Consider the following 21,894-nt stretch of genomic DNA (forward strand, 5'->3'; position numbering starts at 1 on the left):
CTCAGCTCTCGGAGGGAGACAATTCACGAGTTGATGCCTGGAGCTTCAGCTCGGCCAGGACGAAAGTAATACACTTGCAGGCCTGTTCAATTTCATGAGCTTCAGGCTTGCTCGCCGCGAAACGAAGTTGATTGATCGATTCGTTCCACATTTCAGGGAGCTTGCGGAAGTACGAGCCAGAAGCTTTCACTTCGGCAAGCGTCGATTCCAGAATTTTCTTGCTTTCCTGTCCTTTGAGGCGATATGCGGAATAGTCCGGTTTGCCATCTGGCAGAACTGCGAATTCCCTGATCTCGTCCAAACGCTTCAACGCGAATTCTAAAACGGCGATCAGTTTGGAGGTAACGATGTTCTTGGTCATCTCTGCCCGGGCTCGTTGTGCTTTCAAGGCAAAACGCCAAGACAGCATCGCCCCTCCAATCGAAGCCAATGCTGCAAATCCTTGAATGAGCGGGAGCCAATGTTGGAACCAGGTGAGCATTAAATCGAACATCATGTTGAAGCAAGTGTAGGGTTAAGTGCGGTTAAACCGGCTTGTAACGTGTAAAAATAGCCATCCATTATAGGGGATGGGGCTTTGCGTCCCGGAACAAAAACGGCGACCCGCAGGCCGCCGTGTCGTCAGGGACGCGGGAAGTTTACTTCACGCCATGCATCAACTTCTGGATCAGCGGCGCGATCAGGAACAGCAGGATGCCGGAACCGATCAGCGCGTAGAAGCCGAAGGTGTAGCCGCTCAGTGCCGATTCCACGCTCATGCCTTTTTCGCCCGAGATGTGGCTGGCGAAAATGCCCGACAGGTTGTTGCCGATGCCGGTCGACAGGAACCAGCCGCCCATGCCCAGGCCGACCAGGCGCACCGGCGCCAGCTTGGTGACCATCGAGAGGCCGATCGGGGACAGGCACAGTTCGCCGATGGACTGGATCACGTAGACCATGAACAGGGTCCAGAACGGGATCTTGCTGTCGGCGCCGACCAGGTGCTGCAGCGCGAACATCAGCAGCAGGAAGGCCAGGCCGTTGAAGATCAGGCCCAGGCCGAACTTGCGCGGGATCGACGGATTGGCGCGGCCCAGCCAGACCCAGACTGCGGCCACGATCGGTGCGCAGACGATGATGGCGATCGAGTTCACCGACTGGAACCAGCCGGTCGGGAAGATCCAGCCGCCGAAGTCGCGGCGCACGATGTTGTCGGCCAGGAAGGTGAAGGAGCTGCCGGCCTGCTCGAAGAAGCACCAGAACATCACGTTGAAGAAGAAGATGACCAGCATGGCGATGGCCTTGTCGCGCGCGACCTTGCCGTTGCGGATGCCTTCGACCAGCAGCATGACCGCCAGCGCGACGAACAGCGCCGAGAGAATGTACTGGATGGTGTCGGCGCCGAGCTTCAGCAGGAAGTAGACGAGCGGGATCACGACCAGCGAACCGACGATCACGCCGATCAGGCGGGTCGGGCTGGCCAGTTCGCCGACCGGTGCGCCGATGCCTTTCAGGCCCTTGCGGCCGATCTGGAACCAGACCAGCGACAGCAGCATGCCGATGCCGGCGGCGAAGAACACGACCTTGTAGGCCGGCACGCCGGTGCTGCCGGACATGGCGCCGGCCAGCCAGCCGGTCAGGATCGGCGCGACGAAGGCGCCGCTGTTGATGCCCATGTAGAAGATGGTGAAGCCGGAGTCGCGGCGCTCGTCGCCGATGCCGTACAGTTGGCCGACCATGGTCGAGATGTTCGGCTTGAACATGCCGTTGCCGACGATGATGGTGGCCAGGCCGAGCTTGAACACGTTCGGATCGGGCACGGTGATGGCGAACAGGCCGGCCGCCATGAAGGCTGCGCCGACCAGGATCGAACGCTGGTAGCCGATCACGCGGTCGGCGATGTAGCCGCCGAACACGGCGCCGGCGTAGACCAGCGCCAGGTAGGAACCGTAGGTCAGGTTGGCGTCGGCCTGGCCGACGCCGCTGCCGCCGTAGAACTGGGCGACGATGTAGAGCACCAGGGCCCAACGGATGCCGTAGAAAGCGAAGCGCTCCCAGAATTCGGTCATGAACAGCATCCACAGCGGCGCTGGGTGTCCCATGATCTGTTTGAATTCCGGGATCGCTTTCTGTTCGACGGTAGAAGTAGCTGCACCGCTCATGCGGTTCCTCCCCAAATACGTTTTATAAGAATAGGAATGATTGGGCCGCATGCCCGCATCGTGTGCGGGCGCAAATCCAATAGCGTCGCATTTTAGTGGAAATTCTGCTCGTTAAGGCAACTTTTTCCGGATCAATAGTATTGACGAGAAAAGGCTGCGCAAGTGTGGGGGCAAACTCGTGGGAGATGTCGTATATTGGCGAAAAGGCTGTACGGAAACACTGAACAGAAAGGGAAGAGGAATATGACGAACGACGTTGTCGACACATTGATATCCCCGGAGGGGCGCCTGGAAGTGCTGTCGAAGGCGGAAGTGGCAAAGCTGCTCGATACCAGCCAGGGTGGCCTGTACCAGGTCTTTCGCAAATGCGCGCTGGCGGTACTGAATTCCGGCAGTTCGATCGACGACGGCAAGGAACTGCTCGAACGCTACAAGGATTTCGACATCAAGATCATCCAGCGCGAGCGCGGCATCAAGCTCGATATCCGCAGCGCGCCGGCCCACGCTTTCGTGGACGGCAAGATGATCAAGGGTATCCACGAGCACCTGTTCGCGGTGCTGCGCGATATCGTCTACGTGAGCTTCGAAGTGACGGACAATCCGCGCTTCGACCTGCAGCGGCCGGAAGGCATCACCGATGCCGTGTTCCACATCCTGCGCAACGCCAACGTGATCCAGCCGCAGCGCAATCCGAACCTGGTGGTGTGCTGGGGCGGCCACTCGATCAACCGCGTCGAGTACAACTACTCGAAGCACGTCGGCTACCAGCTCGGCCTGCGCGAACTGGACATCTGCACCGGCTGCGGCCCGGGCGCGATGAAAGGCCCGATGAAGGGCGCCACCATCGGCCACGCCAAGCAGCGCCTGCAGGGCGGCCGCTACCTCGGCATCTCGGAACCGGGCATCATCGCGGCCGAGTCGCCGAACCCGATCGTGAACGACCTGGTCATCATGCCGGACATCGAGAAGCGCCTGGAAGCCTTCGTGCGCACCGGCCACGGCATCGTGGTGTTCCCGGGCGGCGCCGGCACCGCCGAAGAGATCCTCTACATCCTCGGCATCCTGCTGCATCCCGAGAACGCGGACATGCCGTTCCCGCTGGTGTTCACCGGCCCGTCGACGGCCAGGGAATACTTCGAGCAGATCGACCAGTTCATCGGCCTGACCCTGGGCGAAGAGGCGCAGCGCCGCTACAAGATCATCGTCGACGATCCGGAAGCGGTGGCGCAGGAGATGCACACCGGGATCCGCCAGGTGCGCGAATTCCGCAAGTCGCGCAGCGACGCCTACTACTTCAACTGGGGCCTGAAGATCGACCCCGAGTTCCAGCATCCCTTCCGCCCGAATCACGAGAACATGCGCAGCCTGTCGCTGCACAAGAACCAGGCGACCCACCTGCTGGCGGCCAATTTGCGCCGTGCGTTCTCGGGCGTGGTGGCCGGTAACGTGAAGGAGGAGGGGATCCGGGCGATCGAGAAGTATGGGAAGTTCGAGATCCATGGCGAGGATGAGATCATGGCGCCGATGGACAAGCTGCTGCAGTCGTTCGTGGAGCAGAGCCGGATGAAGTTGCCGGGCAAAGAGTATATTCCCTGCTATCGGGTGGTCCGTTAATAGCCACCGTCCTGAGGCACAGATCACGCGACGTATGGATCCCCGTTTTCACGGGGATGACGGTTTTACGGATGACGGCATTAAAAAAGGCGCGAACGGTCTCCCGTTTCGCGCCTTTTTTGTGACGCATCACGCGTCACTCAAGCTCAGTCTTCCTTGCGCAGGTGCGGGAACAGCAGCACATCGCGAATATTCGGCGAATCCGTCAGGATCATGATCAGGCGGTCGATGCCGATGCCGCAGCCGCCGGTCGGGGGCAGGCCGTATTCCAGTGCGCGGATGTAGTCGGCGTCATAGAACATCGCTTCTTCGTCGCCGGCATCCTTGGCGGCCACCTGGGCCTGGAAGCGGGCTGCCTGGTCTTCCGGATCGTTCAGCTCCGAGAAGCCGTTGGCGATCTCGCGGCCCACCATGAACAGCTCGAAGCGCTCGGTGATGCCGGGGCGGTTGTCGGAAGCGCGCGCCAGCGGCGAGACTTCGACCGGGTAGTCGATGATGAAGGTCGGCTCCCACAGCTGGGCTTCGGCGGTCTCTTCGAACAGGGCCAGCTGCAGCGCGCCCAGGCCCGAAATGATGTGCGGCTTGACGCCGAACTTCTCGAGCAGTTCCTTCTTCAGGAACTCGGCGTCGTTCAGCTGTTCGCTGGTGTACTCCGGCGCGTACTTGTTGATCGCTTCGACGATGGTCAGGCGGTGGAAGGGCTTGCCCAGGTCCAGCGGACGGCCGCCGTAGGTGACTTCGGCGGTGCCGTGGGCGTCGATCGCGGCCTGGCGGATCACGGCCTCGGTGTAGTCCATCAGCCACTTGTAGTCGGTGTAGGCGGCGTAGAACTCCATCATCGTGAATTCCGGATTGTGGCGGATCGAGACGCCCTCGTTGCGGAAGTTACGGTTGATCTCGAACACGCGATCGAAGCCGCCGACCACCAGGCGCTTCAGGTACAGCTCCGGCGCGATACGCAGGAACATTTGCATGTCCAGCGCGTTGTGGTGGGTGATGAAAGGCTTGGCCGCGGCGCCGCCCGGGATCGGGTGCAGCATCGGGGTCTCGACTTCCATGAACTGGTTGTCCTGCATGAAGCGGCGGATCGACGCGATCGCGGCGGTGCGCGCCTTGAAGGTGCGGCGCGTCTCTTCGTTCATGATCAGGTCGACGTAGCGCTGGCGGTACTTGGTCTCCTGGTCTGCCAGGCCGTGGAACTTGTCCGGCAGCGGACGCAGGGACTTCGACAGCAGGCGCAGCTTCGTCACCTTGACGGTCAGCTCGTCGACCTTGGTCTTGAACAGCGTGCCTTCCACGCCCAGGATGTCGCCCAGGTCGTAGTGGCGGAAGGCTTCCATCGCTTCTTCACCGGTGTTGTCCAGGGTGACGTAGATCTGGATGCGGCCGTCGGCGCGCGGGCCCGAGGCGTCCTGCAGGGTGGCGAAGGCGGCCTTCTTGCCGGCTTCGCGCTTGAGCATCATGCGGCCGGCCAGCACCACCTGCTGGGGTTCGGCTTCGAGCTGCTCGCGGGTCCAGCCGCCATAGGTCTCGACCAGGCCGGCAGCCTTGTGCTGGGGGACAAAGTCGTTCGGGAAGGCCACGCCTTTTTCGCGGATCGCTGCCAGCTTGGCGCGGCGCTCGGCGATGATCTTGTTGTCATCAAGCTGCAGCGAAGCCGCTTGCTGTTCCTGGCTTTGTTCTTGGTTTTCGGTGCTCATATCAGGTATCTATCTATGTTTGGTTCACGTGCAGGTCAGAGGACGCCCAGCAGGTCCTCAACGGACAGCTCGTCGTAATCGTTGACGATCTTGAGCACGTTGTCGAACTCCGCGAACGCGTCGGCAGGCAGGGTGGTCGTGATGACCACGGCGCGCATGCCGGCACGGCGCGCGGCTTCCACGCCCATCGGCGCATCTTCGAAGACGATGCAGTCGGCGGGATTCGCGCCCAGCTTCTCGGCGGCCTTCAGGAACACGTCCGGATGCGGCTTGCCCTGCTTGACGTCGGTCGCGCCGACCACGGCCCCGAAGTGGCGGCGCAGGTCGAGTTCGTCGAGGGTGAAGACGATGTTCTTCGGCGGCGCGGACGTCGCCACGGCCAGCGCCACGCCACGCTCGTCGGCCGCGGTCACGAAGTCGTCGAAGCCCTTGATGGCGGCGCGGTGCGGACCGTACATCTCGCGGTACAGCGCATCCTTCTCCGCTGCCAGGGCGGCGATTTCCTCGTCCGTGACCTCGTCGCCCAGGCGGGCGCGCAGGATCTCGCGGCCCTGGGCGCCGGCGGTCTCGCGGAAGAAGGCCTCGGCCTCGTACTCCTTGCCGCGGCGGGCGAAGAACTCGAGCCAGGACCTGGTGTGGAAGGCCATGTTGTCGACGATGGTGCCGTCCATGTCGAAGATGAAGGCGGGCTTGCTCATCACACTCCCTGCTTCAGCGAAGCCGAGATGAAGTCGTCGAGGTCGCCGTCCAGCACGTTCTTGGTATTGCCGGTCTCGAAGCCGGTGCGCAAGTCCTTGATGCGCGACTGGTCCAGCACGTAGGAACGGATCTGGTGGCCCCAGCCGACGTCGGTCTTCGAGTCTTCCAGCTTCTGCTGCTCGGCCATGCGTTTGCGCAGCTCGAGTTCGAACAGCTTGGCGCGCAGCATGTCGAAGGCTTCGGCCTTGTTGCGGTGCTGCGAGCGGTCGTTCTGGCACTGCACCACGATGCCCGACGGGGCGTGCGTCAGGCGCACCGCGGAGTCGGTCTTGTTGATGTGCTGGCCGCCGGCGCCGGATGCGCGGTAGGTGTCGATGCGCACGTCAGCCGGGTTGATCTCGATCTCGAAGGACTCGTCGACCTCCGGGTACACGAACAGCGAGGTGAACGAGGTGTGGCGGCCGTTGGCCGAGTCGAACGGCGACTTGCGGACCAGGCGGTGCACGCCGGTCTCGGTGCGCAGGTGGCCGTAGGCGTACTCGCCCTCGACCTTGATGGTGGCGGTCTTGATGCCCGCGACCTCGCCCTCGGAGATTTCCATCACTTCGGCCTTGAAGCCCTTGCGCTCGCAATAGCGCAGGTACTGGCGCAGCAGCATCGAGGCCCAGTCCTGGGCTTCGGTGCCGCCGGCGCCGGCCTGGATGTCGATGAAGCAGTTCGCATGGTCCATCGGGTTGCTGAACATGCGGCGGAATTCCATCTGCTCGATGACCTTCGCGATCTCGGCGGCGTCGCCTTCGACGGATTCGATGGTGTCGTCATCGCCTTCTTCGCGGCCCATTTCGAACAGGTCGCGCGAGTCGTCGATGTCGGCGCGGGCTTTTTCCAGCGTCAGGACGACGCCTTCCAGCGCCTTCTTTTCCTTGCCCAGGTCGAGGGCGCGCTTCTGGTCGTTCCAGACGGTCGGGTCTTCCAGTTCCTGGTTGACCTGTTCTAGTTTCTCCGACTTCTTATCGAAGTCAAAGATACCTCCGAAGTTCGGCTTCACGGCTGCTCAGGTCGTTCAGCAGGGCGGAAAGGGCGTTGATGCGTTCAGCTTCCATGGTCGGTGACGTATTTTTAGTAGGTTGAATCGAACCGGAGATTATACCCCACTGCAGGCGCGCCGGTTTCTGCTAGCATGCCGCCATAAAAATGTTTATTTGGAGGCAATATGTACAACTTGCTAGCGGCCGCCATCGCCGGCCTGTCCATGCTGGCCGCCGCCGGTGCGGCGGCCGCTTCCACGCAAGGGTGTGCCGGTGCCAGCGGCGAACTGGCCGCCGTCTGTGTGCCGCTCGAGGCCTATATCCGCGCGCATGCGAGCGGTGAGCGGCGCTACGTCCATGAGGCCTTCCGTCCGGACGCCCGCATCATCGGCGGCAAGGTGAACCTGTCGGTGGATGAATTCGCCACGCGCTTCGACGGCAAGCCGGCCGCCGACGAAGCCCAGCGCCGGCGCAGCATCGAAGTGCTGGACCTGACCGGCGACGCCGCGGTGGCCAAGATCACGCTCGACTATCCCGACATGAAATTCACGGACCACATGGCGCTGCTGAAGAAGGACGGACGCTGGCTCATCGCGAACAAGACCTTCAATACCGAGAAGAAGTGAGCGGGCGTTTATAATCCGCCCCGTCATCCTTCAGATATCGCCTATGGTTTCCCGATCGAGCTTCCTCGTCCTGTTCGCGCTGAGCGCGAGCTCCCTGTCCAGCGCGGCGCCGGCCGCACGCGTACCGGCCGGCAGCAGCGCCGAACTGGCGATCCTGGAAACCACCGACCTGCACTCGGCGGTGGTCGGCTACGACTACTTCAAGCTGGCCGCCGATCCTTCGCTGGGCCTGGACCGCACCGCCTCGCTGATCGCCCAGGCGCGCCGCGACTTCCCGAACACGCTGCTGTTCGATAACGGCGACACCATCCAGGGCAATGCGCTGGGCGACTACCAGGCCACCGTCGATCCGCTGCGCTGCGGCCAGCTGCTGGGCATCTACAAGGCGATGAAGAAGATCGGCTACGACGGCATCGGCATCGGCAACCACGATTTCAATTTCGGCCTGGCCTACCTGGGCCAGGTGACCGGCCAGCGCCTCGATGTCGAGGGCGTTCCTGGCAGGCAGTGCGCCGGACCGGGCTTCCCGGTGGTGCTCGCCAACGTCTACAGCACCAGGACCAAGAAGCCCCTCTTCGAGCCCTACCGTATCCTCAGCAAGCGCATCAAGGCGGTCGACGCCAAGGGCAAATCCGTCGAGGCCACCGTCAAGGTCGGCATCATCGGCTTCACGCCGCCGGCCATCGTCAACTGGGACCGCCGCTGGCTGGAGGGGAAGGTCTACACCGAAGGCCTGGTCGAGACCGCGAAGCGCTACCTGCCGGAGATGCGCGCCAAGGGCGCCGACCTGATCGTGGCGATCTCGCACGGCGGCCTGGATGCCAGCCCGTATTCGCCGACAATGGAGAACGGGAATTACTACCTGGCCCAGGCGGGCGGCGCATTGGGTGGTATTGATGCGCTGCTGCTTGGTCATTCGCATCAGCTGTTCCCGAATCCATCGAGCACCGTCGCCCAGTTCAACCTGCCGCACGTCGACAAGGCGAAGGGCAGGGTGTTCGGCGTGCCGACCGTGATGGCCAACCTCTGGGGCAAGAACCTGGGCGTGGTGCGCCTGCAGCTGCGCTACGACGGCAAGCGCTGGCGCGCCGACCAGGACGCCGCCATCGTCGAGAACCGCACGACCCAGCAGCCGGACAAGAGCTATGTGTCGGCCGATCCGGCGGTGATGTCGCTGGTGAAGGACGAGCACGAAGCCACGATCCGCTACGTGAAGACGCCGATCGGCAGCGCGGACTTCCGCATGTCGACCTATTTCGCCGACGTCGGCGACGTCTCGGCGATCCAGATCGTCAACCAGGCCCAGGCCGCCTACGTGCGCCATTACGTGGCGGAGAATCTGCCGCAGTTCGCGAAGCTGCCGGTGCTGTCGGTATCGGCGCCCTTCAAGACCGGTTCGGCCGGCGTGCTTGACTACACCGACGTCGCCGCCGGCGACCTGGCCCTGAACAACGCGGCCGACCTCTACCTGTATCCGAACGCGCTGGCGGTGGTGAAGGTCGACGGCGCCGGCCTGAAGGCCTGGCTGGAAAAGGCGGCGGGCCGCTTCAATACCATCGATCCGGACCGGAGCGAGCCGCAGGAGCTGGTCAACACCGGCTTCCCCGGCTATAACTTCGACACCGTGACCTCGCCGGAACTCGGCTACGAGATCGACCTGACCCGGCCGCCGGGCCAGCGCATCCGCAATCTCCAGCTGCACGGCGCGCCGCTGCCGGCGGGGCAGGAATTCCTGGTCGCGACGAATAACTACCGCGCCAGCGGCGGCGGCAATTTCCCGGGTCTGGAGGGCGGCGCGAAGACGGTGTTCACGGCGCCGGACGCCAGCCGCGACGTGCTGATCGCGTACATCAAGGAAGCGAAGCGCCTGAGCCGTGAGGCCAATGGTTCGCAGCGCAGCTGGCGCTTTGCGAAGGTGGCGACCAAGGGACCGGTGGTGTTCCATTCGGCGCCGGGCAAGCTGGAGCTGGCGCGCGCGGCCGGGTTGGGGAATGTGACGCAGCTGGCTGCGGACGATGGCTTGGGGAAGGGGTTTGCGTTGTATGCGGTGGACTTGGCAAAATGAACGGTCGTGCCGGACGTTGCCCGGCACGACGGGGCGCTTTAGAACCGGTTCGGCCGGCTAGCCTGAATCTCACCTGAAGCAATCGCAGCCAGGTCCAGCAGGCCCTGCACCTCGGCGGCGCGCAGGCGGCGCGGTTCGCGGTCGATCACACAGAGGGTGCCAAGCGCGTGGCCGGAGCGGTCGCGCAGCGGCACGCCGGCGTAGAAGCGGATTTGCGGATCGCCCTGGACCAGGGGATTGTTGCGGAAGCGTTCGTCGTCGAGGGCGTCTTCGACCACGAACATCTCGTCCTGCATCACGGCGTGCGAGCAGAAGGCCCAGTCGCGCGGTGTTTCGCGCGGTTCGAGGCCGACCCTGGCCTTGAACCACTGGCGGCTTGAAGTCAACAGGGAGATCAGGGCGATCGGCGAACCGGTCACCATGGTGGCGAGGCGGACGATGCGGTCGAAGCGGGTTTCCTCGTCGGTGTCGACCAGGCCGCTCGCGCCGACGGCCGCGAGGCGCGCGCGTTCGTCGGCCGGGACCGGATACCCTGGATCGGCCGCCGGCAGGAATTCCTTGTCGTTGCTGGCCGCGGGACGCAGATGGGCGTTGTCGTCCTTTCCATGCAGTAGACCCTGGACCAGGCTCAAGCGTGTACGGCGATGCCCTCCCGGCGTTTTCCAGGACTCGATCGCGCCACTTTCCATCCAGATTTGCACGGTGCTGGTAGCAACGCCTAGCAGGCGGGCCACTTCGCTCGTGGTCATCACCGGATCGTCGGGTTTCGTATTGCTCTGCATAAACTTTCCTCGTCTCCCTTCAGTATAGCGGATAACTTTGCACAAATCTTGTCTTCTGCAATTTCGTCAAGACGCCGAAATTTTGCTTAAATGCAATAGCTCGCTTCCCCTGAGGATGGGCTGAAAAAGCAAAGATTATATTGCCTATTGGAAATAATGTGGAAAATGTTCCCTCAGTTTCGGTAAATAGGAAGGCGGGAGGCGGTGCGGATCAAGAACTGCGGCGCCGGCCGGGCGGCGCCGGGGATCGCGCTGACGGATCAGTGCAGGGTGTCGCTTGATGCGGCCTTGTCCGTCTGCACCAGCACGAAGGGATTGACCACCGAGGCCCACAGGCGGGCGTCGGTCGCCTGCCACTCGAGGGCCTGGGCGTCCGACACCTTGGCGACCTTGCCTTCGCTCATCCAGCGCGCGATGTGTTCCTTGTCGTCGTGGGCGATGCGCAGGGCCACCTCGACCAGGTCGAGTTCCTGGCTCACGTAGATCACCGCGCCGTGGGCGAAATGGCGCTCCAGTTCCGACCAGTTGATGCGGGCGGTCTCGCGGTTGATCTTGTCGTGCAGTTCGGTGTCTTTTAATGGATCGGTTTTCATGGCTTCATTGAATCAGATGGGTTCGACCGTGGGAGCCGGCGAACCCGCCCATGTTAACCGATACGCCTGGCCCTTGCGGACATTCCCGACCAGGGCCGGGCGGAAGCACGCGAGGTTCGTGCCTCCGGGCCGCCGCACGCTTGGGTAGATGATGCCCATCGAGCCGGCTTCCAGCAGTTCCGCCGCCAGCCGCTGCGAGGCGATGTAGCTGTCGGGGGCCAGGCACTCGGCGTAGGCGTCGATGCCGCGCAGGTCGTGGAAGGTGGCGGTGAAGTCGGCCAGCAGGGCCTGGTAGCTGACGCTGTCGTCGAAGCGGCCGATCTCCTGGTATTCGACGGTCTTGTGGAAGCCGACCTCGGCCAGCGCCGTCTCCAGCTCGAAGGCGCAGTACCAGGCGCCGCGTTCGCCGTCGTTGAAGCGGCTGCCTTCCGGGCGCGCATAGGTATAGGCCGCATTGATCATGCGGAAGTTGGGCACGCCGAACACCAGCTCGTCCATGCCGATGCCGGGGAGGAGTCCGGACTCGCCGCGCAGGCGGTCATTGGTGGCGTTGTCGAGGTCGAACAGGTCGCGCAGCATGGCATCGCTTTCCGCCAGCGGCGCCAGCACCGAGTCTTCGGCATCGGCGAAGCGGGACGGAATCAGGCGGACGGTGTCGAACTGGCGCAGCTGGGTGAGCCCGGGTTCCTGCCTGGAGACCGGTTTCACTCACAGCCCTCCGCGGCGGGCGTCGAGCAGGCGGCGCACGGTCTGCATCGACAGCAGCCCGCCGGCCAGCATGAAGGCCAGCGGCGCGCGGCCATTGAAGACGGGATTGCTGTTCGGGAGGTGCACCCATTCGTCGGCCAGCTTGTCGCCGTACAGGATGTGCAGGGCCTTATAGATGCCGAGCAGGTAGGAGATGCGGGTGATGCGGTCTACTTCGAGCACACGGTCCGGATGCTTCTTCCATTCGTAGAAGGCGGACGAGGAGACGCCGCCGAGCAGCTCGCGCGCATCGTCGTCGCGTACCTGCCAGGCATTGGCGAGCTGGAAAAAGCCCAGCAGCGCGGAGCGCGACAAGCGTTCGCGTTGTGCGCGGTCGTTGAGGTCGACCAGCACTGCCGTTTCGAAGCGGCTCTTCGGGTAAGCGTAGGCAAGACTCATAGGAATCCTCCGGTTTCGGACCATTTATACTCCGCTTACGGACTCGATGCAAGTGACTTGTGCAAACAGTATTGCCGTGACAAAATTGTCCGCTTAGCAATAGCCGATTTCAAGCCCGAAGTTCAACATGTGGAGGACGCATGCGTCTGCTGTCGATTGGGGTTTTGTGTATCAGTATGTTCATGCTGGCGGTCGCCAGCGCGGCGCGCCCCTCGAATGCCGAGCTGAAGAAGCAGGTGGCCGACACCGAACGCGCCTTCGCCGCCACCATGAAGGCGCGCGACCACGCGGCCTTCACCAGCTTCCTGTCCGAGGAAGCCGTGTTCTTCTCGGGCCCGGGCAGCGTGCTGCGCGGCCGCGAAGCCGTGTCCACCGCCTGGAAGAAATACTACGACGGCCACCAGCCGCCGTTCTCCTGGGAGCCGGAAGAAGTCGAGGTTGTCGAGTCCGGCACCCTGGCCTACAGCGGCGGCGCGGTCTACGACGCCAGCGGCAAGAAGATCGGCCGCTTCAACTCGATCTGGCGCCTGGAAGCGCCAGGGCGCTGGAAGATCGTCTTCGACCGCGGCGAACAGCCGTGCAATTGCAAGCCCAAAATCGACACGCCCTGAGCGCCAATAATTCGTCGCTAATTCGGGGTCAGAGCACTTTTTTAATGAAATTCGGGGTCAGAACACTTTTTTAGGCAACGGCCCTGAGGAACTTGTCCAAAAATGTGCTCGGACGCCGAATTGACGATCTGGCGCCGGGAAAGGCCGAGGGGCAAGAAGATCGGCGTCGATTCCGGCGAACAGCCGTACAACTGCAAGCCAAAATCGATATCCCTTGACCTGCAATAATTCGGGGTCAGAGCACTTTTTTAGACAACTGACCGCAGGAAGTTGCCAAAAAATGCGCTCTGACCCCGAATTGCATTTCTAATGTGCTCTGACCCCGAATTTAGCGGGCGAGATGAAAATGCGGCAGCACGTGCTCGGCGATCTCGTGGAAGGTTTCGTCGAGTGGCCGGCGGTTGCGGCGGAAGTGCAGGCCGACGTGGTCGACGCCGGCTGCGCGCAGTGCCTGCAGTTCGGCGATCAGTGCCTCGCGGCCGCCGCGCAGGCCGAAGCGCCAGCGCTGCAGGGGCTCGTCGGGCCGCTCGGCCAGGTCCAGGTGGATGAAGCTGGCGTAGGGCTTGGCGCCGGCCACCGCGCGCCAGGCGGCGACGCGGTGCTGGTGGTCCTCGGGCGTGCCGGGATAGGCCAGGCAGCCATCCATCCGTCCGCCGATCCAGGCCGGCTCCTGCTGGGCGAGACCGGCCACCAGCAGCGGCAGCGGCGCATCCATCTTCGGCAGCACGTCCAGTCCCGGCGGCAGGATAGCCTGCGCGCCATCGCGCAGCAGCGCCACCTGTTCGCGGAAGCTGCCGCCGCGCCCGGCGAAGTCGCGGCCGAACAGCGGATACTCGACCGGCCGGTCGCCGCTGGCCACGCCCATCAGCAGGCGGTTGCCGCTCAGGCGCTGCACGGTCGCGGCCGACTTCAGCGTGAGCAGGGGCTCGCGGATCGGCAGCACCACGGCGGCGGTGCCGAGCAGGATGTCGTCGGTGATGCCGGCCAGGTAACCCAGGTAGGAAAATACCTCGAACACCTGGGCCGCATCGCCGAAGGACGGGTCATACACCGGCACGTCGCGCACCCACAGGGCGCGGAAGCCGAGCCGGTCGGCCAGCCGCGCCAGGTCGGCATGGCGCTGCAGGTCCGGCTCGCCGGGCAGCCGCTTCGACGCGCGCCGGGCGTTCTCGCCGGCCTGGGTCCAGTCGTTGTCCAGCGGAGCTTCGATGCCGATGCTGAAACCACCGGAGGCAAGGCGAGCGAGCGCGGGGCTGTTCATGGCGGGTCTCCCTTCAGTCCCACACCGGCGCCAGGCCCTCGGGGCTGACTTCGCGGCCGTTGCGGTCGAGCGCCGCGATCAGCGCCATGTCGTCGGCGTCCAGCGCGAGTTCACGCGCCAGCAGGTTGCTGGCCAGGTTCTCGCGCTTCGTGGACGACGGAATCACCGCATAGCCCAGTTGCAGGGCCCAGGCGAGTGCCACCTGGGCCACGGTCGCCTGGTGCTTGTCGGCAATGCGCGCCAGCACCGGATCCTTCAGCACCTTGCCGTAGGCCAGGGTCATGTAGGAAGTGACGGTGATGCCCTGTTCTTCCAGGAAGGAGGTCAGCTTGCGGCCCTGCAGGTAGGGGCTCAGCTCGATCTGGTTGGTGGCGATCTGGTCCTTGCCGACGACGTCGATGGCCTGCCGCGTCAGTGCGATATTGAAGTTGGAGATGCCGATCTGGCGCGTCAGGCCCAGGGATTTCGCTTCGGCCAGCGCTTCCATGGTCTCCGGCAGCTCGACGCCGTTGCCGGGCGCCGGCCAGTGGATCAGGGTCAGGTCGACATAGTCGGTGCGCAGTTTCTCCAGGCTCTCGCGCAGGCTGGGGACGAGCTGCTCCCGCGCATGGTTGGCGGTCCAGATCTTGGTGGTCAGGAACAGCTCGGAGCGCTGCACACCGCTTTCCGCCACGGCCTGGCCGACTTCGGCTTCGTTGCCGTAGATCTGCGCCGTGTCCACCGCCCGGTAGCCGAGCTCGAGTGCGGTCGACACCGAATCGATGACGGTCTGGCCGGTCAGGCGGAAGGTGCCGACGCCGAAGGAAGGGATCTTGCTCATGGTATATGTCCTTATCAAGTCGAATTAGATGGAAGAAGAGGAAGTGCAGGCCGCATCCCGCTGGCGCCCGGCATTGCCGATCCAGACCAGGGCGAGACCGCCGGCAGCGAGCGCCGCGCCGACGTAAGGCACAGCCGCATAGCCGAGTCCCTGGCCGATGACCACGCCGCCAAGGGCCGCGCCGACCGCGTTGCCGAGGTTGAAGGCGCCGACGTTCACCGACGAAGCCAGACCCGGCGCCTGGGAGGCAGCCTGCATGACGCGCATCTGTACCGGCGGCACGATGCCGAAAGCCGCGGCACCCCAGACCAGCAGGCCGATGGAGGCGCCGACATGGGTTTTCATCAGCAGCGGCAGCAGCACCATGACGACGGCGAGCGAAGCGAGGATCAGCTTGGTGGCGCCATCCAGCGACCAGTCGGCCAGGCGGCCGCCCAGGCTATTGCCGACGGTGAAGCCGATACCGATCAGTACCAGGGCGAGGGCGACGAAGCCCGGGCTGGCCTGGGTGATCTCGGCCAGCATCGGTGCCACATAGGTGTAGAGCGCGAACATGGCGCCCGAGCCCAGTACGGTGGTGCCCATGGCCAGCAGCACTTCGCGGCTCGTCAGCACCTTCAGCTCGCGGCGCACGTCCGGACGTTCGCCCGGTTCACCCTTCGGCAGGGCCAGCCACAGCGCGCCGATGGTGATCAGGCCCAGTACGGCGGTGCCGCCGAAGGCAAGACGCCAGCCGACCTGCTGGCCGATCCAGGTGGCTGCCGGCACGCCGCCGACGTTGGCGACCGTCAGGCCCATGAACATGGCCGCGATCGCGCTGGCCTGTTTCTCTTTCGGCACCACGCTGGCGGCCACGACGGCGCCGATGCCGAAGAAGGCGCCATGGTTGAGGCTGGTGATCAGGCGCGACAGCAGCAGGGTGGTATAGCCTGGCGCGAATGCCGACAGCAGGTTGCCGACCGTAAAGATAAGCATCAGCGACATCAGCGCCGCCCGTTTGCCGAAGCGGCTGAACAGCAGGGTCATCACCGGGGCGCCGACCATCACGCCGATCGCGTAGGCGGACACGAGCATGCCGGCGGTGGGGATGTTGACGTTCACGCCGTCGGCGATCACCGGCAACAGCCCCATGGGCGTAAATTCGGTGGTGCCGATCGCAAAGGCGCCGGTCGCCAGGGCCAATAAGGCGGTTGAAGATTTCATTGCAGCTCCTTGAAGAAGAATCCGTCGGGTTTTTCGATGGAAGTATTGTCCTTGGTTTATATTTGCGGATTAAGACCCTGAGCGACCAAAGACTTTTGCGTTTGAATCAAAAATGAAGACAACCCTCGACGAAATGCAGGCCTTCGTGGCCGTAGTGGACACGGGCTCGCTCACCGGCGCGGCGGAACTGCTGGGGATGACGGTATCGGCGACCAGCCGCGCGCTGGGACGGCTGGAAGAAAAGCTGCAGACGACGTTGCTGCGCCGGACGACGCGGCGGCTGGAATTGACGGAAGAGGGCGCGACCTTCCTGGAACATGCGCGTACCATCCTGGATTCGGTCGACGCGGCGGAAGAACAGATGGCGGCGCGGCGCATGCGCCCGGCCGGGCGGCTGCGGGTCGATGCGGCCACGCCCTTCATGCTGCATGTGCTGGTGCCGCTGATCGAAGGCTTCCGCGCCCGCTATCCGGACGTGGAGCTGGAATTGAACTCGAACGAAGGCATCACCGACCTGATCGAAAAGCGTACCGACGTGGCCCTGCGCATCGGTGTCCTGAAGGATTCGACCTTGCACGCCCGGCTGGTGGGAACGAGCCGGATCCGCGTGCTGGCCAGCCCGGCCTATCTGGCGCGTCACGGCACCCCGGCCGGACCGGAGGAACTGGGGCAGCACGTGCTGCTCGGCTTTAACCAGCCCGAGACCCTGAACGACTGGCCGCTGCGCGATACCGACGGCTGCACGCTGCGCATCCGCCCGACCATCGCCTCGTCCAGCGGCGAGACGCTGCGGCAGATGGCGCTGGCCGACCTCGGCATCGTCTGCCTCTCGGATTTCATGACCCGCGAAGACCGCGCGAACGGCCGGCTGGTCCAGCTCTTCCCGGAACAGACCCTGGACGTGCTCCAGCCCATCAATGCCGTCTACTACCGCAACACGGCGCTGGCCGCCCGCATCACCTGCTTCGTCGACCACGTGGTGGCGGTACTGGGCAAGCGTCCGTTCGAGGCCTGATCGGGTTTTCTAGTCCTTGACCTTGCCGCGCAGCGCCTTGATCTGGCCGCTGCGGGTCTTTTCGTCCAGCCGGCGGCGTTGGGATGAACGCGTCGGCCTGGTCGGGCGCCGCACCGCCTGCACCACGGCCGCCTTGTCGATCAGCTCCTGCAGTCGCCGCAGGGCGTCTTCCTTGTTGGCTTCCAGGCTGCGCGACTGCTGGGCTTTCAGCACCAGCACGCCATCCTCGGTGATACGGCTGTCGCGCATCGCCAGCAGGCGCTCCTTGACATGGTCCGGCAGTGAGGAGGCCTTGACGTCGAAACGCGCGTGCACGGCGCAGGAGACCTTGTTGACGTTCTGCCCGCCCGGACCCTGGGCCCGGATCGCGCTGAACTCGACCTCGTCCGGATTCAGCTTCACACCGGCTCGGCGTGCTCGACCAGCAGCTGGACCTTGGTCACGCCGTTGTACTCGTTGGCGTCCAGCCGGAAGGCCACGCGCGCGCGTTCGCCCAGGGCGGCCGTGTTGCCGAACCAGATCGCGTCGTAACGCCGGCCGTTCCGCTCGAGCAGCAGTTTCAGGTGCTTTTCCTTGAGGACGCGCTGGCTGACCACGCGGAACTCGTCGCAGAACACCGGCGGCGCGAAGCCCTGGCCCCAGACCTGGCCGTCCAGCAGCTCGATGAACTGCACGGTATAAAAATCGTCTTCCAGCGGGCCGTCGGTCTCGACCACCCGCTCGAGCTGGGCTTCGCTCAGCCACGCCCGGCCGATGGCTTCGAAGGCCTCGCGGAAGGTGTCGAAGTGCTCATGCCGGATCGACAGGCCGGCCGCCATCGCGTGGCCGCCGAACTTGTCGATCAGTCCCGGCACGCGCTTGGACACGAGGTCCAGCGCATCGCGCATGTGGAAGCCCGCGATCGAGCGTCCCGAACCCTTGATCCAGCCGTCGCCGGCCGGGGCGAAAGTGATGGTCGGGCGGTAGAACTTCTCCTTCAGGCGCGAGGCGACGATGCCGATCACGCCCTGGTGCCAGCTCTCGTCGAACACGGCGATCGTGCTGGCGTCCGACGGGTTGAAATCGTCCAGGTGGAGCAGGGCGGTGTCCTGCATCTCGGCCTCGATCTCGCGGCGCTTCAGGTTGATCTCGTTGAGCTGCTGGGCGATCTGCCAGGCGCGGTCTTCATCGTCCGTTACCAGGCACTCGATCCCGAGCGACATGTCTTCCAGCCGGCCGGCGGCGTTCAGGCGCGGACCCAGGGCGAAGCCCAGGTCGAAGGGCGAGGCGCAGCGCGCTTCGCGGCCCGCCACGCGGAACAGCGCGGCGATGCCGGCATGCATGCGGCCCGCGCGCATGCGCTTCAGGCCCTGGGCGACCAGGATGCGGTTATTGGTGTCGAGTTTGACGACGTCGGCCACCGTGCCCAGCGCGACCAGGTCGAGCAGGGAATCCAGCTTGGGCTGGGAGACGGCGTCGAACACGCCGCGCTTGCGCAGTTCGGCACGCAGGGCCAGCAGCACGTAGAACACGACCCCGACCCCGGCCAGGTGCTTGCTGGGGAAGCCGCACTCGGGCTGGTTGGGATTCACGATCACGCGCGCGTCCGGAAGATGGTCGCCCGGCAGGTGGTGGTCGGTGACCACGACCTCGATGCCGCGCGCACGCGCCGCCTCGACGCCGTCGATGCTGGCGATGCCGTTGTCGACGGTGATGATGATCTCGGGCGATTTTTCGCGCGCGGTCAGCTCGACGATTTCCGGCGTCAGGCCGTAGCCGTACTCGAAACGGTTCGGCACGATATAGTCGACGTGGGCACCCATCGAGCGCAGGCCGCGCAGGGCGGTGGCGCAGGCGGTGGCGCCGTCGCAGTCGTAGTCGGCGACGATGGTCATCTTCTTCCGGCTTTGGATGGCGTCGGCCAGGTACACGGCGGCGGCGTCGATCTGCAGCAGGGCGGTGGGCGGCAGCAGGGCCTGCAGTTCGCTGGCCAGCTCGCGCGGGTCGGACAGGCCGCGCGCGGCGTACACGCGGGCCAGAACGGGATGGATTCCGCCCTGGGCCAGCTGCTCGCTCTGGCGGCCGGGGAAGGGACGGGTGGAGATACGGGTCTTCACTTCTTCAGATGTTCCAAGGTCGGACGGCGCCAGAATTTGCGCTGGGCCATCGGTGTGGTCGTGGTTTCCAGGTGGCCGTCGCGGTGGCTCAGCACCAGCCGCAAGGCCTTGATACGGCCCTGCTTGAGGGCCGCCAGCAGGGGCGCGAACAGCGTCTGCTCGAGGGTGTGCATTTCCTGCAGCCAGGCGTGCCAGTCGGCCGCGATGGCCGCGGCGGCGGCGTTGCCGCAGACGAGCAGGCGGCCCTTATCGGCACCCCCGTCGCCATCGGCAATCAGGGCGCCGATGCGGTCCAGGCTGTCGAGGCGCTGGTCGGCCAGGGCCGTCAGCCAGCCCGGCGCGGCATAGGTGGCCACCGCGGGCTGGGGCGCCAGCTTGCCGGCGGCGCGCGCCACCAGTTTCAAGGCATGCTCGGCCGCCACGCTCGACGCGCCCCAGGGCCAGATCGAATTGATCGGGGCCTGGCCGCGCGCTTCGCGGGCCGCGTTGACAGGGTGGGTGTACCAGTTGACCTGGACTTCGTTCTGCAGCTTGCGGAAGGCGCGCGCCTGCGCCCCGGCCGGCACCCAGTCGGTCAGGTTCATGCCGACCGCGGCGTCCGGGCTGGCGGTCTGGATGCCGTCCCAGGTGTCGGCGCGCAGGAACCAGGTGTCGGGCGCGCCGTACAGCAGCGCGTGGCCGGCCTCCTCGCAGCAGGCGCGCGCGCTGTCGAACAGGCCGCGCGCTTCATCCTCGCGCAGGTCGAGCCGGCGCGTGTCGCCCATCATCAGGTGGCTGTGGGCGATCTGGATGTGGGCCGGGTTCACGATGAACCAGGTGCCGTCGCCCGGATCGAGGCCGTAGCCGCGCATGCTGCTGGTGGCGAAGCCGGGCGCGGTGCCGTTGGCCAGGCCGAGGCTGCGCGCGATCCAGAGTTCGTGCGGCAGCACGCGCGCGCTGCCCTCCAGCGGGCGGAACATTTGGCTGGAAAAACGCGACAGCAGCGCCGCCAGGGCCGGGGCATCGAGGGCGCGGATCAGGTCGGGCGCGAATTCGGGAACGGGGAGGGCGAACGGCAGGACGAGCGATATGTGGGCCATGGCGTATTGTAGGACAAATGGACGGTCCGCGAGAACAGCGGCCAGCCTGAAATCTTTATTTCAATCGTGACAAGCTCTCACATGGATGAGCTTTGTATGGCACACTGCGGGCCTCGAGCAGCGTTTATCATGGAGCCCATGAGCATCATCCACAAATTGCCCTACGAATGGCTGGTCGGCCTGCGCTATACGCGGGCCGGCAAGCGCAGCGGCCGGAACAGTTTTATCTCCTTTATTTCGCTGATTTCGGTGTCCGGCATCGCCCTCGGGGTGGCCGCGCTGATCGTGGTGCTGTCGGTGATGAATGGTTTTCAGAAGGAAGTGATGGACCGCATGCTGTCGGTGCTGGCCCATATCGAGGTCTTCGACGCCAGCGGCAGCATGCCCGACTGGCGCCAGGAAGAGCAGCAAGCCTTCCGCAACCCGGCCGTGCGCGGTGCCGCGCCCTTCGTCGAGACCCAGGGCCTGCTGGTGCGCGACGACGTCATGAAGCCGGCCGCCATCCGCGGCATCCTGCCGGAAGAAGAGCACAAGGTATCAAGCGTCGGCAAGCAGGTCCGCCAGGGCAGCCTGCAGAACCTGCGTCCGGGCGAATTCAACATCGTGCTGGGCTATGTGCTGGCGCGCTCGCTCGGCGTCGGCGTCGGCGACAAGGTCACCATGATGCTGGCCCAGGCCCAGACCACCCCGGCCGGCATGGTGCCGCGCACCCGCAGCTTCACGGTGGCCGGTATCTTCGAGGCCGGCCATTACGAATTCGATTCGGCGATGGCCTTCGTCCACCTGCAGGACGCCGAGCGCATGGAGCGCCTGCAGGCGCCGATGGGCCTGCGCCTGCGCATCGCCGACATGCACCAGGCCCCGCAGGTGGCTGCGGAACTCAAGAAGTCGATGCCCGGCGACCTGGTCATGCGCGACTGGTCCAAGCTGAACGCCAACTGGTTTGCCGCCGTCCAGACCGAAAAGCGGATGATGTTCATCATCCTGACCCTGATCATCGCGGTGGCCGCGTTCAACCTGGTCTCGACCCTGGTGATGACGGTGACCGACAAGCAGCCCGACATCGCGATCCTCCGCACGCTCGGCTCATCGCCGCGCTCGATCATGAAGATTTTCATGATCCAGGGCGCCCTGGTCGGCATCATGGGCACCATCGCCGGCGTCGCGCTGGGGGTGCTGGTGGCCCTGAACATCGACGTGATCGTGCCCTTCATCGAGCACCTGTTCGGGATCCAGTTCCTGTCCAAGGATATCTACCTGATCAGCGAGATCCCCTCGGACATGCGCTGGCCGGACGTTTTCAAGATCGGCGGCGTGTCGGTGCTGCTGGCTTTCGTGGCGACCCTGTATCCGAGCTGGTCGGCGTCGCGCGTGAAGCCCGCGGAGGCCCTGCGCTATGAATGACATGCGAAAAG

General features: G+C 64.6%; 21 protein-coding genes. 6 read left to right on the top strand and 15 right to left on the bottom strand.

The genetic code is table 11. The features are described from left to right. Position 1: 1 nt before the first annotated feature. Together AC1DOP_RS13965 and AC1DOP_RS13970 are read right to left on the bottom strand one after the other, a co-directional pair. On the bottom strand, positions 2 to 496 hold the full coding sequence (locus AC1DOP_RS13965; protein ID WP_477251786.1) for a hypothetical protein: 495 nt from the start codon (positions 494 to 496) through the stop codon (positions 2 to 4). A gap of 142 nt (positions 497 to 638) precedes the next feature. Beyond that, positions 639 to 2,141: a peptide MFS transporter gene (locus AC1DOP_RS13970; RefSeq protein ID WP_442122012.1), complete on the bottom strand. Its 1,503-nt coding sequence runs from the start codon at positions 2,139 to 2,141 to the stop codon at positions 639 to 641. 243 nt (positions 2,142 to 2,384) lie between these two features. Here AC1DOP_RS13970 and ppnN point away from each other — a divergent pair, with 243 nt between their 5' ends. Next, a complete protein-coding gene (gene ppnN, locus AC1DOP_RS13975; protein WP_442122013.1) occupies positions 2,385 to 3,755 on the top strand; it encodes a nucleotide 5'-monophosphate nucleosidase PpnN in 1,371 nt (456 codons plus the stop codon). 146 nt (positions 3,756 to 3,901) lie between these two features. Here ppnN and lysS read toward each other — a convergent pair whose 3' ends face one another. The 3 genes from lysS to prfB all read right to left on the bottom strand — a co-directional run bounded on the left by lysS (position 3,902) and on the right by prfB (position 7,257). Continuing rightward, entirely contained in the window at positions 3,902 to 5,455 is a 1,554-nt protein-coding gene (gene lysS / locus AC1DOP_RS13980; protein ID WP_477251789.1) for a lysine--tRNA ligase, read from the bottom strand. Between the two features lie 35 nt (positions 5,456 to 5,490). After that, positions 5,491 to 6,153 carry an HAD family hydrolase gene (locus AC1DOP_RS13985; protein ID WP_442122015.1) on the bottom strand — a complete coding sequence of 221 codons (663 nt, stop codon included), beginning with the start codon at positions 6,151 to 6,153 and terminating at the stop codon, positions 5,491 to 5,493. Next, a protein-coding gene (prfB, locus tag AC1DOP_RS13990; protein ID WP_442122016.1) for a peptide chain release factor 2 occupies positions 6,153 to 7,257 on the bottom strand; the annotation gives its coding sequence in 2 pieces (ribosomal slippage) (positions 6,153 to 7,175 and positions 7,177 to 7,257; 1,104 coding nt in all). Before prfB ends, AC1DOP_RS13985 begins: the two co-directional genes overlap by 1 nt. Before the next feature lie 110 nt (positions 7,258 to 7,367). On the opposite strand from prfB, the gene AC1DOP_RS13995 reads away from it, so the two are divergent. Together AC1DOP_RS13995 and AC1DOP_RS14000 are read left to right on the top strand one after the other, a co-directional pair. After that, complete coding sequence (locus tag AC1DOP_RS13995; RefSeq protein ID WP_477251792.1) at positions 7,368 to 7,808, top strand: nuclear transport factor 2 family protein; 441 nt, start codon at positions 7,368 to 7,370, stop codon at positions 7,806 to 7,808. A 43-nt stretch (positions 7,809 to 7,851) separates the two neighbouring features. After that, positions 7,852 to 9,873, top strand: a complete 2,022-nt coding sequence (locus AC1DOP_RS14000; RefSeq protein ID WP_477251794.1) for a bifunctional 2',3'-cyclic-nucleotide 2'-phosphodiesterase/3'-nucleotidase — start codon at positions 7,852 to 7,854, stop codon at positions 9,871 to 9,873. A gap of 38 nt (positions 9,874 to 9,911) precedes the next feature. Here AC1DOP_RS14000 and AC1DOP_RS14005 read toward each other — a convergent pair whose 3' ends face one another. The 4 genes from AC1DOP_RS14005 to AC1DOP_RS14020 form a co-directional block, all read right to left on the bottom strand. Beyond that, complete coding sequence (locus tag AC1DOP_RS14005) at positions 9,912 to 10,655, bottom strand: GAF domain-containing protein (protein WP_442122019.1); 744 nt, start codon at positions 10,653 to 10,655, stop codon at positions 9,912 to 9,914. Positions 10,656 to 10,915: 260 nt separating this feature from the next. After that, the gene (locus tag AC1DOP_RS14010; RefSeq protein ID WP_477251796.1) at positions 10,916 to 11,248 is read right to left on the bottom strand and encodes a DUF2288 domain-containing protein; all 333 of its coding nucleotides are present in this window, start codon (positions 11,246 to 11,248) and stop codon (positions 10,916 to 10,918) included. Positions 11,249 to 11,260: 12 nt separating this feature from the next. Next, positions 11,261 to 11,956 (bottom strand): RES family NAD+ phosphorylase, encoded by a 696-nt coding sequence (locus AC1DOP_RS14015; protein ID WP_477251798.1) that lies wholly within the window; start codon positions 11,954 to 11,956, stop codon positions 11,261 to 11,263. Continuing rightward, the gene (locus AC1DOP_RS14020) at positions 11,957 to 12,394 is read right to left on the bottom strand and encodes an antitoxin Xre/MbcA/ParS toxin-binding domain-containing protein (protein ID WP_477251800.1); all 438 of its coding nucleotides are present in this window, start codon (positions 12,392 to 12,394) and stop codon (positions 11,957 to 11,959) included. Positions 12,395 to 12,576: 182 nt separating this feature from the next. Here AC1DOP_RS14020 and AC1DOP_RS14025 point away from each other — a divergent pair, with 182 nt between their 5' ends. Beyond that, a complete protein-coding gene (locus tag AC1DOP_RS14025) occupies positions 12,577 to 13,005 on the top strand; it encodes a YybH family protein (protein ID WP_477251802.1) in 429 nt (142 codons plus the stop codon). Between the two features lie 328 nt (positions 13,006 to 13,333). Here AC1DOP_RS14025 and AC1DOP_RS14030 read toward each other — a convergent pair whose 3' ends face one another. The 3 genes from AC1DOP_RS14030 to AC1DOP_RS14040 are packed head-to-tail and all read right to left on the bottom strand — an operon-like array spanning position 13,334 to position 16,289. Continuing rightward, on the bottom strand, positions 13,334 to 14,266 hold the full coding sequence (locus tag AC1DOP_RS14030) for a TIGR03571 family LLM class oxidoreductase (RefSeq protein WP_442122025.1): 933 nt from the start codon (positions 14,264 to 14,266) through the stop codon (positions 13,334 to 13,336). Between the two features lie 13 nt (positions 14,267 to 14,279). Continuing rightward, on the bottom strand, positions 14,280 to 15,086 hold the full coding sequence (gene dkgB, locus AC1DOP_RS14035; RefSeq protein ID WP_477251804.1) for a 2,5-didehydrogluconate reductase DkgB: 807 nt from the start codon (positions 15,084 to 15,086) through the stop codon (positions 14,280 to 14,282). Between the two features lie 24 nt (positions 15,087 to 15,110). Continuing rightward, positions 15,111 to 16,289 carry an MFS transporter gene (locus tag AC1DOP_RS14040; RefSeq protein WP_442122027.1) on the bottom strand — a complete coding sequence of 393 codons (1,179 nt, stop codon included), beginning with the start codon at positions 16,287 to 16,289 and terminating at the stop codon, positions 15,111 to 15,113. Positions 16,290 to 16,401: 112 nt separating this feature from the next. On the opposite strand from AC1DOP_RS14040, the gene AC1DOP_RS14045 reads away from it, so the two are divergent. Continuing rightward, complete coding sequence (locus AC1DOP_RS14045) at positions 16,402 to 17,304, top strand: LysR substrate-binding domain-containing protein (protein ID WP_442122028.1); 903 nt, start codon at positions 16,402 to 16,404, stop codon at positions 17,302 to 17,304. A gap of 9 nt (positions 17,305 to 17,313) precedes the next feature. Here AC1DOP_RS14045 and arfB read toward each other — a convergent pair whose 3' ends face one another. The 3 genes from arfB to AC1DOP_RS14060 are packed head-to-tail and all read right to left on the bottom strand — an operon-like array spanning position 17,314 to position 20,479. Beyond that, positions 17,314 to 17,706 carry an alternative ribosome rescue aminoacyl-tRNA hydrolase ArfB gene (gene arfB, locus AC1DOP_RS14050; RefSeq protein ID WP_442122029.1) on the bottom strand — a complete coding sequence of 131 codons (393 nt, stop codon included), beginning with the start codon at positions 17,704 to 17,706 and terminating at the stop codon, positions 17,314 to 17,316. Next, entirely contained in the window at positions 17,703 to 19,400 is a 1,698-nt protein-coding gene (gene recJ, locus AC1DOP_RS14055) for a single-stranded-DNA-specific exonuclease RecJ (protein WP_477251807.1), read from the bottom strand. Before recJ ends, arfB begins: the two co-directional genes overlap by 4 nt. Then, positions 19,397 to 20,479 carry a hypothetical protein gene (locus AC1DOP_RS14060; RefSeq protein ID WP_477251809.1) on the bottom strand — a complete coding sequence of 361 codons (1,083 nt, stop codon included), beginning with the start codon at positions 20,477 to 20,479 and terminating at the stop codon, positions 19,397 to 19,399. The genes recJ and AC1DOP_RS14060 overlap by 4 nt, the downstream gene beginning before the upstream one ends. A gap of 138 nt (positions 20,480 to 20,617) precedes the next feature. Between AC1DOP_RS14060 and AC1DOP_RS14065 the strand changes: the two genes are divergently transcribed. After that, positions 20,618 to 21,883: a lipoprotein-releasing ABC transporter permease subunit gene (locus AC1DOP_RS14065; RefSeq protein ID WP_442122032.1), complete on the top strand. Its 1,266-nt coding sequence runs from the start codon at positions 20,618 to 20,620 to the stop codon at positions 21,881 to 21,883. The last annotated feature ends 11 nt before the right edge of the window (positions 21,884 to 21,894 follow it).

It is taken from the genome of Massilia sp. 01N410, assembly GCF_056399665.1.

What these genes read in the sequence shown, in the direction of transcription:
- AC1DOP_RS13965 (WP_477251786.1), bottom strand. Translation starts at nt 496, where the DNA reads ATGATGTTCGATTTAATGCTCACCTGGTTCCAACATTGGCTCCCGCTC.
- AC1DOP_RS13970 (WP_442122012.1), bottom strand. Translation starts at nt 2,141, where the DNA reads ATGAGCGGTGCAGCTACTTCTACCGTCGAACAGAAAGCGATCCCGGAA.
- ppnN (WP_442122013.1), top strand. Translation starts at nt 2,385, where the DNA reads ATGACGAACGACGTTGTCGACACATTGATATCCCCGGAGGGGCGCCTG.
- lysS (WP_477251789.1), bottom strand. Translation starts at nt 5,455, where the DNA reads ATGAGCACCGAAAACCAAGAACAAAGCCAGGAACAGCAAGCGGCTTCG.
- AC1DOP_RS13985 (WP_442122015.1), bottom strand. Translation starts at nt 6,153, where the DNA reads ATGAGCAAGCCCGCCTTCATCTTCGACATGGACGGCACCATCGTCGAC.
- AC1DOP_RS13995 (WP_477251792.1), top strand. Translation starts at nt 7,368, where the DNA reads ATGTACAACTTGCTAGCGGCCGCCATCGCCGGCCTGTCCATGCTGGCC.
- AC1DOP_RS14000 (WP_477251794.1), top strand. Translation starts at nt 7,852, where the DNA reads ATGGTTTCCCGATCGAGCTTCCTCGTCCTGTTCGCGCTGAGCGCGAGC.
- AC1DOP_RS14005 (WP_442122019.1), bottom strand. Translation starts at nt 10,655, where the DNA reads ATGCAGAGCAATACGAAACCCGACGATCCGGTGATGACCACGAGCGAA.
- AC1DOP_RS14010 (WP_477251796.1), bottom strand. Translation starts at nt 11,248, where the DNA reads ATGAAAACCGATCCATTAAAAGACACCGAACTGCACGACAAGATCAAC.
- AC1DOP_RS14020 (WP_477251800.1), bottom strand. Translation starts at nt 12,394, where the DNA reads ATGAGTCTTGCCTACGCTTACCCGAAGAGCCGCTTCGAAACGGCAGTG.
- AC1DOP_RS14025 (WP_477251802.1), top strand. Translation starts at nt 12,577, where the DNA reads ATGCTGGCGGTCGCCAGCGCGGCGCGCCCCTCGAATGCCGAGCTGAAG.
- AC1DOP_RS14030 (WP_442122025.1), bottom strand. Translation starts at nt 14,266, where the DNA reads ATGAACAGCCCCGCGCTCGCTCGCCTTGCCTCCGGTGGTTTCAGCATC.
- dkgB (WP_477251804.1), bottom strand. Translation starts at nt 15,086, where the DNA reads ATGAGCAAGATCCCTTCCTTCGGCGTCGGCACCTTCCGCCTGACCGGC.
- AC1DOP_RS14040 (WP_442122027.1), bottom strand. Translation starts at nt 16,289, where the DNA reads ATGAAATCTTCAACCGCCTTATTGGCCCTGGCGACCGGCGCCTTTGCG.
- AC1DOP_RS14045 (WP_442122028.1), top strand. Translation starts at nt 16,402, where the DNA reads ATGAAGACAACCCTCGACGAAATGCAGGCCTTCGTGGCCGTAGTGGAC.
- AC1DOP_RS14060 (WP_477251809.1), bottom strand. Translation starts at nt 20,479, where the DNA reads ATGGCCCACATATCGCTCGTCCTGCCGTTCGCCCTCCCCGTTCCCGAA.
- AC1DOP_RS14065 (WP_442122032.1), top strand. Translation starts at nt 20,618, where the DNA reads ATGAGCATCATCCACAAATTGCCCTACGAATGGCTGGTCGGCCTGCGC.